14 protein-coding genes are annotated in these 16755 nt (G+C 70.5%); 5 read left to right on the forward strand and 9 right to left on the reverse strand.

Annotation, left to right across the window (positions count from 1 at the left end; all coding sequences use genetic code 11):
* Positions 1–40 precede the first annotated feature (40 nt).
* Positions 41–2059 (forward strand): non-reducing end alpha-L-arabinofuranosidase family hydrolase, encoded by a 2019-nt coding sequence (locus M2157_RS05505; protein ID WP_280864613.1) that lies wholly within the window; start codon positions 41–43, stop codon positions 2057–2059.
* Positions 2060–2181: 122 nt separating this feature from the next.
* Here M2157_RS05505 and M2157_RS05510 read toward each other — a convergent pair whose 3' ends face one another.
* Together M2157_RS05510 and gap are read right to left on the reverse strand one after the other, a co-directional pair.
* Entirely contained in the window at positions 2182–2874 is a 693-nt protein-coding gene (locus tag M2157_RS05510; RefSeq protein ID WP_280864614.1) for a haloacid dehalogenase type II, read from the reverse strand.
* Between the two features lie 112 nt (positions 2875–2986).
* Complete coding sequence (gene gap, locus M2157_RS05515) at positions 2987–3985, reverse strand: type I glyceraldehyde-3-phosphate dehydrogenase (RefSeq protein ID WP_280860666.1); 999 nt, start codon at positions 3983–3985, stop codon at positions 2987–2989.
* A 306-nt stretch (positions 3986–4291) separates the two neighbouring features.
* Here gap and rox point away from each other — a divergent pair, with 306 nt between their 5' ends.
* On the forward strand, positions 4292–5794 hold the full coding sequence (gene rox / locus M2157_RS05520; RefSeq protein ID WP_280864615.1) for a rifampin monooxygenase: 1503 nt from the start codon (positions 4292–4294) through the stop codon (positions 5792–5794).
* Here rox and M2157_RS05525 read toward each other — a convergent pair.
* From M2157_RS05525 to M2157_RS05545, 5 genes are all read right to left on the reverse strand, one after another.
* Entirely contained in the window at positions 5778–6734 is a 957-nt protein-coding gene (locus M2157_RS05525; RefSeq protein WP_280864616.1) for a helix-turn-helix domain-containing protein, read from the reverse strand. The genes rox and M2157_RS05525 overlap by 17 nt on opposite strands.
* Before the next feature lie 20 nt (positions 6735–6754).
* Positions 6755–7183 (reverse strand): OsmC family protein, encoded by a 429-nt coding sequence (locus tag M2157_RS05530; protein WP_280860668.1) that lies wholly within the window; start codon positions 7181–7183, stop codon positions 6755–6757.
* Positions 7184–7251: 68 nt separating this feature from the next.
* Entirely contained in the window at positions 7252–8232 is a 981-nt protein-coding gene (locus M2157_RS05535; RefSeq protein ID WP_280860669.1) for a TAXI family TRAP transporter solute-binding subunit, read from the reverse strand.
* Complete coding sequence (locus M2157_RS05540; protein WP_280860670.1) at positions 8229–9620, reverse strand: HAMP domain-containing sensor histidine kinase; 1392 nt, start codon at positions 9618–9620, stop codon at positions 8229–8231. The genes M2157_RS05535 and M2157_RS05540 overlap by 4 nt, the downstream gene beginning before the upstream one ends.
* 10 nt (positions 9621–9630) lie before the next feature.
* The gene (locus M2157_RS05545; protein ID WP_280864617.1) at positions 9631–10293 is read right to left on the reverse strand and encodes a response regulator transcription factor; all 663 of its coding nucleotides are present in this window, start codon (positions 10291–10293) and stop codon (positions 9631–9633) included.
* A 221-nt stretch (positions 10294–10514) separates the two neighbouring features.
* Here M2157_RS05545 and M2157_RS05550 point away from each other — a divergent pair, with 221 nt between their 5' ends.
* The 3 genes from M2157_RS05550 to M2157_RS05560 are packed head-to-tail and all read left to right on the forward strand — an operon-like array spanning position 10515 to position 13874.
* Positions 10515–11540 carry an amidohydrolase family protein gene (locus M2157_RS05550; RefSeq protein WP_280860672.1) on the forward strand — a complete coding sequence of 342 codons (1026 nt, stop codon included), beginning with the start codon at positions 10515–10517 and terminating at the stop codon, positions 11538–11540.
* Between the two features lie 5 nt (positions 11541–11545).
* Complete coding sequence (locus tag M2157_RS05555) at positions 11546–12463, forward strand: amidohydrolase family protein (protein WP_280864618.1); 918 nt, start codon at positions 11546–11548, stop codon at positions 12461–12463.
* A gap of 52 nt (positions 12464–12515) precedes the next feature.
* Complete coding sequence (locus tag M2157_RS05560; RefSeq protein WP_280864619.1) at positions 12516–13874, forward strand: MFS transporter; 1359 nt, start codon at positions 12516–12518, stop codon at positions 13872–13874.
* 46 nt (positions 13875–13920) lie between these two features.
* Here M2157_RS05560 and M2157_RS05565 read toward each other — a convergent pair whose 3' ends face one another.
* On the reverse strand, positions 13921–14892 hold the full coding sequence (locus M2157_RS05565; protein WP_280864620.1) for a phosphotransferase: 972 nt from the start codon (positions 14890–14892) through the stop codon (positions 13921–13923).
* A 36-nt stretch (positions 14893–14928) separates the two neighbouring features.
* Positions 14929–16605 (reverse strand): hypothetical protein, encoded by a 1677-nt coding sequence (locus M2157_RS05570; protein ID WP_280860677.1) that lies wholly within the window; start codon positions 16603–16605, stop codon positions 14929–14931.
* Positions 16606–16755 lie beyond the last annotated feature (150 nt).

Consider the following 16755-nt stretch of genomic DNA (forward strand, 5'->3'; position numbering starts at 1 on the left):
CGCACAGAGCAACCCCCCACCCCACCGTACGAGGAGAACCATGAACCCGCTGAAGCGACTCGGCCGTCGCCGAGCCTCGGTGTTATCCCTGCTGGCCGTGGCCGCCCTGGTCACGCCCGGCGCCGCGACCGCCGCACCCGACGGCGTGCGCGCCTCCACTCTGGGCGCCCAAGCGGCCCAGTCCGGACGGTACTTCGGTACCGCCGTGGCCGCCGGACGGCTCGGCGACGGCACGTACACCGGGATCCTGGACCGTGAGTTCAACTCGGTCACACCCGAGAACGAGATGAAGTGGGACACCATCGAGCGCTCTCGCGGCTCGTTCAACTTCGGCCCCGGCGACCAGATCGCCAACCGGGCCGCGGCACGCGGGCAGCGCCTGCGCGGACACACCCTGGTCTGGCACCAGCAACTGCCGGGCTGGGTCAGCTCCATCAGGGACGCCAACACCCTGCGCAGCGTGATGAACAATCACATCACCCAGGTGATGAACCACTACAAGGGCAAGGTCCACGCCTGGGACGTGGTCAACGAGGCCTTCGCCGACGGCGGCAGCGGCCAGATGCGCAGCTCGGTCTTCCGGGACGTGCTGGGCACCGGCTTCATCGAGCAGGCCTTCCGAACCGCACGGTCGGCCGACCCGTCGGCCAAGCTCTGCTACAACGACTACAACATCGAGAACTGGAGCGACGCCAAGACCCAGGGCGTCTACCGCATGGTGCGCGACTTCAAGGCGCGCGGCGTGCCCATCGACTGCGTCGGCCTCCAGTCCCACTTCGGCGCGGGCGGACCGCCGGCCGGCTTCCAGACGACGCTGTCGAACTTCGCCGCGCTCGGTGTGGACGTCCAGATCACCGAACTGGACATCGCGCAGGCGCCGGCAGCCGCGTACGCGAACACGGTGAGGGCCTGCATGAACGTGGCGCGCTGCACCGGCATCACCGTCTGGGGCATCCGCGACAGCGACTCCTGGCGCAGCGGTGAGAACCCGCTGCTGTTCGACCGCAACGGCAACAAGAAGCCCGCCTATCAGTCGACGCTCAGCGCGTTGGGCGGCAGTGCCGCGGCACAGCGGACGGCCGCCCCTTCGCCCCGGTCCGCCGCAGCACTCCCCTCCTCCTTCCGCTGGAGCTCGAGCGGCGCCCTGATCGCGCCGAAGCCGGACTCGACGCACAACATCGCGGGGATCAAGGACCCGTCGGTCGTCCACTACAACGGCAAGTACCACGTGTTCGCGAGCACCGCGAGCTCCGCCGGGTACAACCTGGTGTACCTGAGCTTCTCCGACTGGTCCCAGGCGGGCTCGGCCACGCACCACTACCTGGACCGCACCGCCATCGGCGCCGGGTACCGGGCCGCGCCCCAGGTCTTCTACAACACACAGCAGCGCCTGTGGTACCTCGTCTACCAGACCGGCAACGCCTCGTACTCGACGAACCCCGACATCAGCAACCCCAACGGGTGGAGCGCACCGCGCAACTTCTACTCGTCGATGCCGGACATCATCAGGCAGAACATCGGCAACGGCTACTGGGTCGACATGTGGGTGATCTGCGACAGCGCCAACTGCTACCTGTTCTCCTCCGACGACAACGGACACCTGTACCGCTCTCAGACGACCGTCGGCCAGTTCCCGAACGGCTTCACCAACACCGTCATCGCGGCCCAGGACTCCAAGTTCGCCATGTTCGAGGCGAGCAACGTCTACAAGGTGCAGGGCAGCAACCAATACCTGCTCCTGGTCGAGGCGATCGGCTCGGACGGCCGGCGCTACTTCCGCTCCTGGACCGCGAGCAGCCTCGCCGGCTCCTGGTCACCCCTGGCCGCGTCCGAGAGCAACCCGTTCGCCAAGTCGAGCAACGTGACGTTTCCCGCCGGTACCTGGACCCGGGACATCAGTCACGGCGAGATGATCCGCGCGGGCTACGACCAGACGCTCACGATCCCGGCCTGCCAGCTGCAGTACCTGTACCAGGGCAAGGACCCCAACGCCGGAGGCGACTACAACAACCTGCCGTGGCGACTGGGCCTGCTCACCCAGACCAACTCGACCTGCTGACAGTGTGGGCCGAGGTCAGCCGCGCCTGAGGAAGCACGCGTCTTGTTGATGGTTCTCGTCGAGTTGGCGTAGGACTTGATGCCGCCGGTGTCGGGGTGGTCGGCCCAGACGCCCCAACTGGTCTAGGTCGCCATCAGCACGGTGACCAGCTCACGCAGTCCGTCGAATCGCCAATCGAAGGTGTCACGGCTCGTAGGCGGGTCCCCGACGGGCCGGTGGACGTAGGCGGTCCGCATCCCCTTCGCCTGGGCTCCGCGCAGGTCCCAGGCGTGGGCGGCCACCATGAGTACGCGGTCCGGTGCGCATCCGGCGGTGTCGACGGCGAGTTGGTACACCTCCGGGGCCGGCTTGTAGGCATGGGCGGCTTCGGCGGACAGGGCCTGGTGCCAGCGGAGTCCGGCATGGGTGTTGAGCCGTAGCAGAGCGGTGTGCGCTGCGTTGGAGAGCCCGAGCACGGGGAAATGCCGGGACAGCTGCTCGATGCCTGCCAGGGAATCGTCCCAGGCAGGCAGGCGCTGCCCCGCCGTGGCCAGTCGAGCCACGGTCGGCAAATCGGTGAACCCGGCGCGGGCGGCGACCAGTTGAGCGGCCTCTGCGTCGATGACCGAGGTGTTGGCGTACGCGCGGTCTCCCCGGCCGATGCGCTGCTGCTGTCCCTCGCCGTACCGCTGCCACAGCGCAAGCAGTTCGTCGACATGCGCCTCGTCGGACGCGGGCACCGCTTCGCGGATCGCCGCTCGAAGCCCGCTCGGTTCGTCGACGAGGGTGCCGAGGACGTCGAAGACGACGACCTCGATGTCGCGGATCGCATCCATGCGGACTCCCGTTCACGCCGATGTCACCTGCTCGACCGGTGACGATCCTGCCATTCAGGATCGTCACCGGTCAAGGCAGTCACGGCACGGCTGCACGCGGTCCGGGAGCCGGTCAGCCGTTGGCCAGGAGCTCCAGCGTGTCGATCACGCGGTTCGAGAAGCCCCACTCGTTGTCGTACCAGGCGACGACCTTCACGTGGCGGCCCTCCACACGGGTCAGGGCCGAATCGAAGATCGACGAGGCGGGATTGCCCGTGATGTCCGAGGAGACGAGCGGGTCCTCCGAGTACTCGAGGACGCCCGCCAGGGGCCCCTCGGCGGCGGAGCGGTAGGCCGCCAGTACGTCCTCGCGGGTCACGTCACGCGAGACGGTCGTGTTCAGCTCGACGATGGAGCCGACGGGGACCGGGACGCGGATCGAGTCGCCGGACAACTTGCCGTCCAGGTTGGGCAGCACGAGGCCGATCGCCTTGGCGGCGCCGGTCGTCGTGGGCACGATGTTGACGCCGGCGGCGCGGGCGCGACGGGCGTCGCGGTGCGGGCCGTCCTGGAGGTTCTGCTCCTGGGTGTAGGCGTGCACGGTCGTCATGAAGCCGTGCTCGATGCCGGCGAGCTCGTCGAGCACCGACGCGAGCGGTGCGAGCGCGTTGGTCGTGCACGAGGCGTTGGAGACGATCGTGTGCACGTCCGGGTCGTAGGCGTCGGTGTTGACCCCGTACGCCAGGGTGACGTCGGCGCCGTCCGAGGGCGCGCTGACGAGGACCTTCTTCGCGCCCGCGTCGAGGTGGGCGCGGGCGGCCTTGGCCGAGGTGAACCGCCCGGTGGCCTCCAGCACGATGTCGACGCCGAGTTCGGCCCACGGCAGCTGCGCCGGTTCACGCTCGGCGAGCACGGTGATGCGACGGCCGTCGACGACCAGGGTGTTGCCGTCGACGGTCACCGGACGGCCGAGTCGGCCGGCCGTGCTGTCGTAGGCGAGCAGCCTCGCGAGGGTGGCGGGCTCGGTGAGGTCGTTGACGGCGACGATCTCAAGGGCGCTGTCGCGTTCGAGGAGCGCGCGCAGCACATTGCGGCCGATGCGGCCGAATCCGTTGATGGCGATGCGAGTCATGAATGGTGTCCCTTCCCTGTCCCCTCCAGGCTCGCGCGCGGCATCGACCGCCGACAGTGGCGCGATCGCCACGGTTCAAAAGGATCGCGCCACTGCGCCCGGGAACTCTCAGCGCCTCCGCAAAAGGGTTGGACGGGGCCATGCCCGTGCTTGTAGCTTGCCGTCGACCGCGACGCCGCCCGAGGAGGTGAGACCCATGAACGCTGTATCGATGTGGGTGCTCCCCCTTGCCGTCACGGTCGGGCGATTGACGTAGGTGTCGCCGGGAGCGCCCCCACAACAAGGCACTCCCGAAAGGCAACACCTATGGACTCTTCGCAGTTCTCCGACGCCGACCGCACTCCCGTGTTCGATGTGATCATTGCCGGGTGCGGACCGACCGGCGCGATGCTGGCCGCCGAACTTCAGCTGCACGACGTGCGGGTTCTTGTCGTGGAGAAGGAAACCGAGCCTGTGTCGTTCGTCCGCATCGTCGGTCTGCATATTCGCAGTCTTGAGCTGGTGGCCATGCGCGGACTGCTGGATCGCATGCTCGAACACGGAAGAAAGCGTCCGGCCGGCGGATTCTTCGCCGCCATCGACAAACCCGCTCCCAAGGACCTGGATTCGGCCCACTCCTATCTGCTGGGCATCCCGCAACCAGTCATCGAACGTCTGCTCGAGGAGCATGCGACCCAACTGGGTGCGCAGGTCCGGCGCGGTGGTGCGGTGGTCGGTTTCGAGCAGGACGACGAGGGTGTGACCGTCGAGCTGGCCGACGGCGAACAGCTGCGGTCGCGCTATCTCGTCGGCTGTGACGGCGGGCGCAGCACAGTGCGCAAACTGCTCGGCGTCGCCTTCCCCGGTGAGCCCTCGCGGACCGAGACGCTGATGGGCGAGATGAAAGTGGGTGTGCCGCAGGAAGATATCTCCGCCAGGGTGACCGAAATCGGCAGGACCAACAAGCGATTCTGGCTCAGGCCCTTCGGCGAGGGCGCATACAGCGTCGTAGTCCCCGCCGAGGGAGTCAGCGATCGCACGGAACCGCCCACTCTCGATGACTTCAAACAACAGCTGCGGACCGTCGCCGGAACCGATTTCGGCGTGCACTCCCCGCGCTGGTTGTCCCGCTTCGGGGATGCCACCAGGCTGGCCGAACGCTATCGGGTCGGGCGGGTGCTGCTGGCCGGCGACGCGGCGCACATCCATCCGCCCACCGGCGGGCAGGGTCTCAACCTGGGCGTTCAGGACGCCTTCAACCTCGGCTGGAAGCTGGCCGCACAGATCCGTGGCTGGGCGCCGGAAACACTGCTGGACACCTACCACGACGAACGCCATCCGGTCGCCGAGGACGTGCTGGACAACACCCGCGCCCAGATGGAACTGCACTCCACCGAACCGGGCCCGCAGGCCGTGCGCAGGCTGCTCACCGAACTGATGGACTTCGACGAGGTGAACCGCCACCTCATCGAGAAGATCACCGCGATCGGTATCCGCTACGACTTCGGCGAAGGCCCCGACCTGCTCGGCCGCCGCCTGCCCGACATCGACGTGAAAGGCGGCCGCCTCTACCGTCTGCTGCATCGCGGCCGCGGACTGTTGCTGGACCGTACCGAACGCCTGACCGTCGGCGGCTGGTCGGACCGGGTCGATCACCTCGCGGACCCCACCGCGGCACTGGATGTTCCCTGCGTCCTGCTGCGCCCCGACGGTCACGTCGCCTGGATCGGCGACGATCAGCAGGACCTGGACGACCACCTCTCCCGCTGGTTCGGCAACCCGGCCCGGCCAGACCGCCGCTCAGCTCCTACGGCTACTCGCCCCGGGTGAAGGTGCGCCGGTACTCGCTCGGCGTCGTCCCCAGGATCCGCTGGAAGTGCGTCCGCAGGTTCGCACCGGTGCCGAGCCCGACGTCGGTCGCGATCTGCTCGACACTCCGCTCCGAACGCTCCAGCAGCTCGCGGGCCATGTCGATGCGGGCGCGCATGACCCACTGCATCGGCGTGTATCCGGTCTCCTCGACGAAGCGCCGCGAGAAGGTGCGCGGCGAGACCGCTGCCTGGCGCGCCAGGAGGTCGAGGGTGAGGGGTTCGTCGAGTCGGTGCAGGGCCCACTCCCGGGTGGCGGCGAAGCGCTCGCCGAGCGGCTCGGGCACGCTGCGCGGCACGTACTGCGCCTGACCGCCACTGCGGTAGGGGGCCGCCACCAGGCGCCGGGCCGCGTGGTTGGACGCGGCCACGCCGAGGTCGCCGCGCAGGATGTGCAGACACAGGTCGATGCCGGAGGCGGCGCCCGCCGACGTGAGCACCCTGCCCTCGTCGACGAACAGCACGTTCTCGTCGACCCGGACGAGAGGGTGCTTCGCCGCGAGTGCCCTCGTGTAGTGCCAGTGGGTCGTGGCGCGTCTGCCGTCGAGCAGGCCGGTCGCGGCCAGCGCGAACGCGCCGGTCGAGATGGCGGCCAGCCGCGTGCCCCGGCCGTGGGCGGCGACCAGCGCCTCGACGACGGCCCGCGGCGGATCCTCCCGGTCCGGGAACCGGTAGCCGGGGATGAAGACGAGGTCCGCCCACGCGAGCGCCTCCAGACCGTGGGCGACGTGGTACGACAGCCCGTCCCCACCGCTCACCAGCCCCGGGGCCGCGCCGCACAGCCGTACCTCGTACGGCATGCTCGCGCGCGTGGTGAACACCTGCGCGGGGATGCCGACGTCGAGTGGCTTGGCACCTTCGAGGACGAGAACGGCGACGCGGCGAAGGCGGGAGGCGGACACGGGGACAGGCTACGCAGAGGTCAGGCGTCCTCGACCGTCGCGGTGACGGGCGTGCCGATCTCGACCGTGCGGCTGACCGTGCACAGGCGGTCGTGGGAGGTCTTCACCGCGCGGGGCAGGATGGCGCGGGCCCGGTCCGCGCCCTCGCCGTCGGGGAAGGTGACGGAGAAAGTGACCGCGAGGTCGGTCAGCCGGTTGCCGAGCTCGTCGTTGATCTTGTTGCCGCTCACCTCGACGGAGAAGGCGGCGGGTTCGGCGTGGCGGCTGGTGGCGAGGTCGACGTCCACCGCCGTGCAGCCGCCGAGCGCGGCGAGGAGCAGTTCGACCGGTGTGAACTCGCTGTCGGAGCCGGTGCCGAAGCTGATCGTGCCGCCGCGGCTGTTGGTGGCGACGAAGTGGCCGGTACTGGTGCGCTCGACGGTGACGGACCGCGCGGAGTTTTCGCTCATGCCGAGGACATTAGTCCGGCTTGAATGGGCCGGCGCACCTTGGCATCCCGGCCCGCCCGGCGGCAGCCTCACCCGTGCAGCGACCGGTACGCCTCGACCGCCCCCGGATGCAGGGGGATGCTGCCCGTGCCGATCAGGCTGCGCACGTCCAGGAACTGGGCGCCGACCGCGCCCTCGGGGACGAAGGCGGACGCCCGCAGGACGAGGAGGCGGGTGAGGGCCTCGGCTGTTTCGGAGGCGAGGTCGGGGCGGCAGACGAGGAGGTTGGACACGCCGATGGTGGCGACACCGGCGGCGGCCCGGTAGGCGTCCTGCGGGAGCTCCACTTCTTCGAGGCCGGAGGCGGCCAGGCCTTCGGGGCCGGCGACGCCGGGCAACAGGCCGGCCAGGGGGAGGAAACGCAGCCCCGGGTCCGCGTCGAGGTCCGTGAGGGTGGGCAGGGGTACGCCGCCCGCGACGAGCAGCCCGACGATGGAACCGGTGCGCAGCCGGCGGGCCGCGTCGGCCAGCCGTAGGTGGCGGACCGGGAGGTCGGTGCCGGGGGTGAGACCGGCGGCGTGCAGGAGGCGTTCGCCGAGCAGGGCCGCGCCCGAGCCGGGGGCGCCGAGCGAGACGGGGTGACCGGCGAGGTCGGCCATCGAGCGCACCGGGGCGTCGGCACGGACGGCGAACTGGAGGTAGGTCTCGTAGACCCGCCCGATCGCGCGCAGGGGCACCGGGCGTCGGAAGAGCGTCGTGCCCTGGGCGGCGCGGGCGGTGTCGGTGAGGACGAGCGCGAGGTCGGCCCTGCCGTCGCGGATGAGCTCGATGTTGGTGATGCTGCCCGCGGTGGTGCGGACGTGACAGCTCAGGCCCGGGTGGGCCGACCGGAGCTCGGCGGCGAGCAGGCGGCCGAAGGCGGCGTAGAACGCGGTGGGTTCGCCGGTCGCCAGCCGCAGGACCCCGCGTGGCCCGGGGCGCCGGGAGGAGGCGTCGCCGGTCAGGGCGCCGCCGAGGGCCGCGGCGGCGGTGACGCCGAACGCGGCGCGCAGGGCGGTGCGGCGCTTCACCGGGCGCCTCCGCTCGGCAGGACCGCCCTGGCCTGCAGGCCCCGCGGGTGTGCGGGTGTCAGTTCGAGATGGCCGCCCCGGCCGGCCAGGAGCTGTTCGGCGATGGCGAGGCCCAGGCCGGTGCCGGAGGTGCCGTTCTGGCGGGTCGACCGCCAGAAGCGGGTGGTGGCCTGCTGGATCTCGTCCGGGGTCAGGCCGGGGCCGTCGTCGGTGACGGTGAGGACCGTGTGCGGGCCCTCGGTGGTGCAGCGGAGCTCGACGTGGGCGCCGTGTCCCGCGTACTTGACGGCGTTGTCGACGAGGACGTCCGTGATCTGGGCCAGTTCGCGGTCCGCGCAGGCCGCTGAGGTGGGGATGTCCGCCGCGACGGTCAGTTCGACGCCGGCCCGGCGGGCGACCGGTTCCCACAACCGGTGCTGGGTGAGGGCGACCTCGGCCGCGTCGCAGTGGGCGTCGAGCGGGTCGGTGACCGTCAGTTCTCCGGCCCGGTGTTCGGCGGTGGCCAGGGTGAGCATGTCGTCCAGCAGGGTTTCGAGGCGTTCCAGCTCGGTGGTGACGCCCTGGTAGGTGCGGTCCGCCGAGGCGGGCAGGTGGCCGGAGAGGGCGTCCACCCGCAGGCGCAGTGCCGCCATGGGGTTGCGCATCTGGTGGGAGGTGTCGGCGACGAGCCGCCGCTGCTGTTCCAGGGCGGCCGTGACCGCGCTCGCCATCCGGTTGAAGCCCGTCGCCAGCTGGCGCAGCTCGGGCGGACCGCCGGCCCGGGTGTGGTCGGGCGGAAGCCCCGCGGCGAGCCTGCCGACGGCACGGTCCAGGCGGCGCAGGGGGCTGACCACCCAGCGGGTGGCGGCGCGGGCGAGGACGGTGCAGGCGAGCGCGACCAGCGCGGTACCGGCCAGGACGGCGCTCCACCGCCAGGTGATGTCGTCGGCCGCCGTGCGGACCGAGGCGCGCAGGACGACCGCTCCGGAGACCTGGGTGCCGGTGCCCGCGGGTTCGGCGAACATGCGAGAGCCGCGTGACCAGGGGTGAAGCGACCCGGTGGGGTGCGCGGTCTGGTTGCGCAGGGCGGCGTCGACCAGCCGGGCGACCTCGGGGTCGGAGGCCCGCATGCCGCCGGTCTGGACGACCGGACGGCGGCGGGTGTCGGTGACGACGAGGGGTTCGCCGTAGAGCTGGGTGTAGCGGCGGGCCTCCGCGGCGAGGGCCGAGGTGTCACCGGTGCGCGCGGCCTGGTCCATGAGGGAGGCGAAGCGGTCGAGGTCGGAGCTGCGGGCGAGGACGAGCTGCTGGGTGCGGTCGGAGGCGGTGAACAGCAGCAGCGGAACGGCGAACGCGGCCACCGCGAGGACGCCGAACATCAGCAGCACGGCCTGGACCCTGGTGCGCACGTACGGTCCCTCAGTCGCCGAGGCGGTAGCCGAAGCCCCGGATCGTGGTGAGCAGTCCGGGGCGGCCGAGCTTGGTCCGCAGCTGGGTGAGGTGGACGTCGAGCGAGCGGGACACGGCCTGGTGGGCGTCGCCCCACACCTCGTCCAGCAGCTGTTCCCGGCTGACCGCGGTGCCCGCCCGGGCGGCGAGCACGGCGAGGACGTCGAACTCCTTGGTGGTCAGCTCGACCTCCGCCCCGGCCACCCTGACCCGGCGGGCGTCGAGGCCGACCTCCACGTCACCGACCCGGACCGTGGGCAGCAAGGACGGACCGCTCCTGGCCGCGGTGCGGCGGGTGACGGCCTCGATGCGGGCGAGGAGCTCCTTCAGGCGGACCGGCTTGACGAGGTAGTCGTCGGCGCCGAGGCGCAGCCCGCGCACGACGGAGCGCTCGTCGCCGCGTGCGGTGAGCACGACCACGGACATGTCGCTCACGGTCCGCAGCTTGCGCAACACGTCCAGGCCGTCGGTGTCCGGCAGGCCGAGGTCGAGGAGGAGCAGGTCGGAGCTGCGGTGATAGGTCAGGACGTCCCGGCCGTACCGGACCCGCCGGGTGATGTGCCCGTGGTCGTAGAGGACCTCCACCAGTGCGGCGGCCACTCCGTCGTCGTCCTCGGCCAGGAGTATGTCCACGCCGCCCGCCTCCTTCCGGCGCCCGCGCCGACGCCGCCCATGTCCGGGGGGACCGGTGTCCGAAAGTCGAGGTCCCGGTCCGAATGTAGACCACCTTTCTCTGAGCCCCGCCGCTCTGTTAAGGGGACGTTAGTTCTGTGCCCGCTCGTCTCCCCGTGCCTCCGACCTGGGCCGACGCTGCTCCCGTCGACGACGACGCCGAATGACGGAGGTAGCCGCACATGATCATCGACTGTCACGGGCACTACACGACCGCGCCCCCGGCGCTGGGGGTGTGGCGCGACCGGCAGATCGCCTCGCTCACCGACCCGACGCTCGCTCCCGCGCGGTCCGAGCCGCGCATCGGCGACGACGAGCTGCGCGAGAGCGTCGAGTCGAACCAGCTGCGGCTGATGGACGAACGCGGCATCGACCTGACGGTCTTCTCGCCCCGCGCGTCCTTCATGGCCCATCACATCGGCGACTTCGCGACATCCGCCGCGTGGGCCGCCGTCTGCAACGAGCTCTGCCACCGCGTGGCCACTCTGTACCCGGAGCGGTTCGTGCCCGCCGCGATGCTCCCGCAGTCGCCCGGCGTCGACCCCGCCACCTGCGTCCCGGAGCTGACCCGCTGCGTGGAGGAGTACGGGGCCGTCGCACTGAACCTCAACCCCGACCCGTCCGGCGGCCACTGGACCGCTCCCCCGCTCACCGACCGCTCCTGGTACCCGGTCTACGAGAAGATGGTCGAGTACGACATCCCGGCGATGGTGCACGTCAGCACGAGCGTCAACCCCGCCTTCCACACCACGGGCGCCCACTACCTCAACGCCGACACCACGGCGTTCATGCAGCTCGTCCAGGGTGACCTGTTCACGGACTTCCCGACCCTGCGGCTGGTCATCCCGCACGGCGGCGGCGCGGTCCCCTACCACTGGGGCCGCTTCCGGGGCCTGGCGATGGCCCTCGGCAAGCCTCCGATGGAGGAACACGTCCTCGGCAACGTCTTCTTCGACACCTGCGTGTACCACCAGCCCGGCATCGACCTGCTCTTCGACGTGATCCCCGCGAAGAACATCCTGTTCGCCTCGGAGATGATCGGCGCCGTCCGGGACGTCGACCCGTGCACCGGCCACCCCTTCGACGACACCCGCCGCTACACCGAGGCCGCGAAGCTGCCCGCGGACGACCTGGCCGCCGTACAGGAACACAACGTGCGCGCGGTGTACCCGCGGCTGGACGCGCTGCTGCGACGGCAGGGGCGCTGATCCTCATGCATCTCCTGTCCCCCAGGACACCCGGCTGGCTGGACTGGTACCGGGACCCGTCCGTCCCCTCCTTCCGGCTCCCGGCCGGAACCGTCGACACCCACTGCCATGTCTTCGGCCCGCAGGCCGAGTTCCCCTTCGCACCAGAGCGCAAGTACACCCCCTGCGACGGCGGCAAGGAACAACTCTTCGCACTGCGCGACCACTTGGGGGTCTCACGCAACGTCGTCGTACAGGCCACCTGCCACGGTGCCGACAACCGCGCCATGGTCGACGCCGTCCGCGCGGCCGGCGACCGCGCGCGGGGCGTCGCGACCGTACGGCCCGACGTCGAGGAGGCCGGGCTGCGCGAGCTGCACGACGCCGGAGTGCGCGGTGTGCGGTTCAACTTCGTACGCCGGCTCGTGGACACCTCCCCCGAGGACGACCTGCGTGCCATCGCCGCGAAGATCGCCCCGCTCGGCTGGCACATCGTCCTGTACTTCGAGAGCGTCGACCTGCCCGAACTGGAGGGGTTCTTCTCCTCGTTGCCCACTCCGCTCGTGGTGGACCACCTGGGCCGCCCCGACGTCACCCGGCCGGTGGACGGGCCGGAGTTCAGCCGGTTCCTGCGGTTCGTCGACGCCAACGACGTCTGGGTGAAGGTCACTTGCCCCGAACGCCTCAGCGTCACCGGTCCGGCCGCCCTCGACGGACAGCGGCACGCCTACACCGACGTCGTGCCCTTCGGCCGCCGGGTCGTCGAGGAGTTCGGCGACCGCGTGCTGTGGGGCACCGACTGGCCCCACCCGAACCTCACCGACCACATGCCCGACGACGGGCTCCTGGTCGACCACATCCCGCACATCGCCCCCACCGAGGAGCAGCGCAGGCGCCTGCTCGTCGACAACCCGATGCGCCTGTACTGGCCCGACGAGGCCTGAGAACGAGACCTGTCCCCGCTCCCCCTCCCCTTCCCTCCGACAAGGGCCGCACATGCAACGAGCCAACGCGCTGAACCGGCTGGACCGCCTGCCGGTCTCCCGCTTTCACAAACTCACTCTGCTCGCCGTGTCGTTCGCGTACTTCTTCGAGTTCGCGGACATCAACACCTTCGCCACCACCGCCCCGAAGCTGATCGACCTGTGGGGCATCACGGTCGACCAGATCGCCTATGTCACCTCCCTGTCGTTCGTCGGCATGTTCATCGGGTCGGTCGTCGCCGGAACCATGGCCGACCGATGGGGCCGCAAACGGACCCTGCTGCTGACCACCTTGTTCTTCGGCGTGTTCTCGTTCGCCTCGGCGTTCTCCTGGGACCTCGTCTCGCTGGGCGTGTTCCGTGTCCTGACCTCGGCGGGCCTGGCGGCGATGACCGTCGTGGCGGTGATCTACGTCAACGAGATGTACCCGTCCGCCGTCCGCGGAAAGTTCCAGGCGTACGCCATCGTCATCGGGATCTGCGGCACCCCGGCCACCAACCTCATCGCCAGCGCGGTCGTGCCGCTGAGCGACTGGTCGTGGCGGCTGATCTACCTGTGGGGCTCGCTGGGCCTCCTGCTCGTCTTCTTCACCCGGCACCTCAAGGAGTCACCCCGCTGGCACGAGAGCCGGGGCGACCACGCCGCCGCGGACGCGGTTCTGCGCGAGATCGAGGCACGCGTCGCCGCCGAGAAGGGTCCGCTGCCCGAACCTGCCCCGCCCGTCGCGGAGGCTCCGGCGGCCAAGGCCTCGCTGCGTCTGCTGCTCCAGCGGAAGTACCTGATGCCGACCCTCCTGCTCACCGTGCTGTGGGTCACGCAGACCATCGGCTTCTTCGGCTACTCCAGCTGGGCGCCCACCCTGCTCGCCAAGGAGGGCTTCAGCGTCGAGAAGTCCGTCTTCTACGTCGCCCTCACCACCGTCGGCGCTCCGCTGGGCTCCTATCTCGCCGCCCTGGTCACCGACCGCTTCGAACGCAAGTGGTGCCTGGTCGCCTTCGGCACGGTCATCGCGCTGTGCGGCCTGCTGTACGGGCTCACCTTCGATCCGCTGTTCATCGTCGTGTTCGGCTTCCTGGTGAACCTGTTCGAGCGCGGGTACACGGCCCTCGGGTACGCCTACTCGCCCGAACTGTTCGACACCCGGGGCCGTTCGCTCGGCACGAGCGTGTCGTACGGCCTGGGACGGCTCTCGAACGCCGCCGGCCCCTTGATCGTCGCGGCCCTCTACAACGGCCACGGCTACCAGAGCGTCTTCTATTTCATCGCCGGCACCTGGCTCGTCGGCGCGATCGTCCTGGCCGCCTTCGGACCCCGCACCCGGCCGAAGCGTGTGGTCGCGGAGCAGCCCCGGCGCGAGAGCGTGGCCGGCTGAAGGGGCGAACGGGGGCCGAGGGGCCGGTGACACGGTCCGCGGCCGGTCACCACTCGGCCTCCAGCGTCTCCGTCAGCCGGGCGACGGCGCTCAGGTCGGGCAGGCTGCGCAGCTTGGCCACGGCCTCACGGCTGCCGAACGCACGCTGCTCGGCCGTCACCGCCGGATCGACCGCACAATCGGCCTGTACGTACACGTAGTTCAGATCTGTCGCGAAGAGCATCGAGAACGCGTCCAGGTTCTTGATCACCGCGCGGCCCCCGGCGTCCCGGTAGGCACGCACCAGGCGCCGTGCCGCATCGGCGTCGAAGCGGTTGCCGCCCGACCACACGTAGACGGCACGGGCCAGCTCGCGCTCCGCCGAGACGGGCCCGGCGTTGTCCCAGTCGAGCAGGACCGGTCCGTCGAGGCCGACCAGGACGTTCTGCGGCCGCATGTCGAGATGGGAGGTCACCACGTCTGCGGGGGACGACGGCGAGACATGCCGTGCCAGGTCAACGGCAGTCGTGGCGGCGAACCGGCCCAGCTCCCCCGCCCAGGGCAGGCCGGCCCGCTCCACCTTCCCGAGCAGTTCGGCCCAGTCGGACTCCGGGTTGCACCGTTCGTACCAGCCGCTCGGTGTCCCGCCCGTGCCCTCTCCCGCCTGGTGCAGGATGGCGAGCGTACGGCCGCACCAGCTCAGGGTCTCCGGGTCCGACGGGTCGGCCGCGGTGCCGTCGACCCAGTCGTACAGCTTCACGTAGGAACCCTCGGGGAGCCGTACGACATGGGCGCCGGTGCGGTCGGGCAGGAGACGTGGCGCGGAGATGCCCAGCGTCTCCGCCGCGTCGCGCAGTACCGACTCGGCGCCGACGTCCGGCTCGTCCTTCTCGAAGAGCAGCTCCTTCACCGCCCAGGCGGTGCCGTTCCCGGACAGTTTCCAGATCTGTCCCAGGGCGCCGCGGGCGACCGGCGTCATCGTCCAGTCCCCCGCGCCGAGCGCATAGGTGTCCGCGATGAACTCGCCCGTGTTCCGCATGCAACTCCCCGCTCACGCCGCCCAGTTGATCGCAGCCTATCCGCAGCAGCCCGGCGCCTCGGCAGAACCGGTTTCCAGCCGGCAGAAGCAGGACGCCTCGACCGGTACGTCGGCCAGTGCGGCGGCGATCCGCAGTTGCTGGGCCACGATCCGCGCCTCGCCTTCCTTCTTCCCGCGGACCAGGCACTCGTGGAGCCCGTGCAGCGCCCACACGTTGCCCGGGTGCTGGAGAGGCCGCGGGAGGGTGTCGTCGAGACCGAGGTCGGCGCGGTAGACGGCCTCGGCCTCGGCGAGGTGTCCCCGTTCCAGCAGGAGGGCGCCGTAGGCATGGCGGGTGGGCTGCATCCAGCCCCACGGCTCGTCGTAGGGGAGGTTGTCGTCCAGCTCGACCGATCGCTCGAGGGCCGCGAAGGCGGTGTCGAAGTCGCCCTTGCGGTATGCCAGTTCGCCGTCGAGCATCGCCGAGGCGATCGCCAGGATGTCGCCGCACGTGTTGTTGAAGAGCATGCGGGTCCCGGGGACCTCGGCGACCGCCTCGAGGAACAGGGCGCGTTCGCCCTCCGCCTCAGTGATGCGGCCGAGGGCGGACAGGGCGACACCGCGGGCGTAGTGGAGCATCGCGGTCGTCACGCAGTACAGCCGCGGATCGGCGGGCAGCGGAAGGTCCAGGATGTCGGTCCAGCGGCCGAAGCGGATCAGGACGTGGACCCGCATCGCGAGGAAGCCCTCGAGCCAGTCGGCCATGGGCGGGCTCTCGACTCGCAGAAGTTCCTCCGGGATCGACGCCTCCAGCTGCGCGGCGGTCTCCAGGGCGGTCTGCGACTGGCCCAGGAACATCGCCCCGTAGATCTTGAAGTGGTAGTTGTGCGAGCGGTAGAGCGTGTAGAAGTTCATCGCTCCGGCCCGCGCGCGGACCTTCTCGTCGGCGGCGATCGCGGCGCTGTTGTCCGCCACCACCCGCCGGTAGTCACCGCACAGCACCTCCAGGTGCGAGGGCATGTGCAGGAGATGCCCGGCGTCCGGCACCAGGCCGCGCAGCAGGTCCGCGACGGACAGGGCCAGTTCGGGGGTGGGCGACATCTCCATCAGATGGATGTACAGATGCACGATGCCCGGGTGGGTGCGACCGGTGGCGCCGGTGAGGGCGCGCTCCAGAACCGCCCGTGCCTCGCGGGTGCGCGCTCCGTCAGCGGGTTCGCCGGTGCGCAGGTCCCACAGCTGCCAGGGGGTGAGGTTCATCAGGGCGTCCGCGTACAGGGTTGCCACGTCCAGGTCGTCCGGGGCGAGCTCGTGGACGGCGCGCATGCTGTCGGCGTACGGCGCGTTCCACACCGCGCAGTCCTCGGCGGGCTCCGCCTGCGGGTAGCGGGCGCGGAGGGCGCCGATCAGGGCCCGCTCCACCTCGGTGGCCCGGGCGGCCGCCTTCTCGTGCGCCGACTCGACGGCCGCATGGGTGCGTCGGACGGTCCGGGCCAGATCCCGGTCGTCGAAGAACTCCCAGGGCTTGTTGTAGTTCGGGCCCGAGGCGTAGGCGATGCCCCAGTGGGCCATCGCGCAGTCGGGGTCGGCGGCGGCCGCCTTCTCGAAGCAGGCCACGGCCTCCTCGTGGTGGAAGGCGTACGTCCACACCAGGCCACGGTCGAACCAGAGCTGGGCCTCGGCGGAGTCGGTGGTGACGGGTCGGCCGTGGGAGCCGAGGTCGTAGTACTCCATACGCCGCTCCTCGCGCTGCGGGCTGTGCTGGACGGGAGTCGATTCTGCCCGAAGAAGGGCCTTTCGGGCACGTGCGAGCCAATCTGTCCCCCGAACGAACGCAGGTGCCGGAGAGTGGACTTGTGAAGCCGTCAGTCCTCTCTCCGGCAC

This window comes from Streptomyces sp. SAI-127, from assembly GCF_029894425.1.
Classification (GTDB): domain Bacteria; phylum Actinomycetota; class Actinomycetes; order Streptomycetales; family Streptomycetaceae; genus Streptomyces.

What these genes read in the sequence shown, in the direction of transcription:
- M2157_RS05550 (WP_280860672.1), top strand. Translation starts at nt 10,515, where the DNA reads ATGATCATCGACTGTCACGGGCACTACACGACCGCGCCCCCGGCGCTG.
- M2157_RS05505 (WP_280864613.1), top strand. Translation starts at nt 41, where the DNA reads ATGAACCCGCTGAAGCGACTCGGCCGTCGCCGAGCCTCGGTGTTATCC.
- M2157_RS05560 (WP_280864619.1), top strand. Translation starts at nt 12,516, where the DNA reads ATGCAACGAGCCAACGCGCTGAACCGGCTGGACCGCCTGCCGGTCTCC.
- M2157_RS05565 (WP_280864620.1), bottom strand. Translation starts at nt 14,892, where the DNA reads ATGCGGAACACGGGCGAGTTCATCGCGGACACCTATGCGCTCGGCGCG.
- M2157_RS05570 (WP_280860677.1), bottom strand. Translation starts at nt 16,605, where the DNA reads ATGGAGTACTACGACCTCGGCTCCCACGGCCGACCCGTCACCACCGAC.
- M2157_RS05510 (WP_280864614.1), bottom strand. Translation starts at nt 2,874, where the DNA reads ATGGATGCGATCCGCGACATCGAGGTCGTCGTCTTCGACGTCCTCGGC.
- M2157_RS05555 (WP_280864618.1), top strand. Translation starts at nt 11,546, where the DNA reads ATGCATCTCCTGTCCCCCAGGACACCCGGCTGGCTGGACTGGTACCGG.
- M2157_RS05530 (WP_280860668.1), bottom strand. Translation starts at nt 7,183, where the DNA reads ATGAGCGAAAACTCCGCGCGGTCCGTCACCGTCGAGCGCACCAGTACC.
- gap (WP_280860666.1), bottom strand. Translation starts at nt 3,985, where the DNA reads ATGACTCGCATCGCCATCAACGGATTCGGCCGCATCGGCCGCAATGTG.
- rox (WP_280864615.1), top strand. Translation starts at nt 4,292, where the DNA reads ATGGACTCTTCGCAGTTCTCCGACGCCGACCGCACTCCCGTGTTCGAT.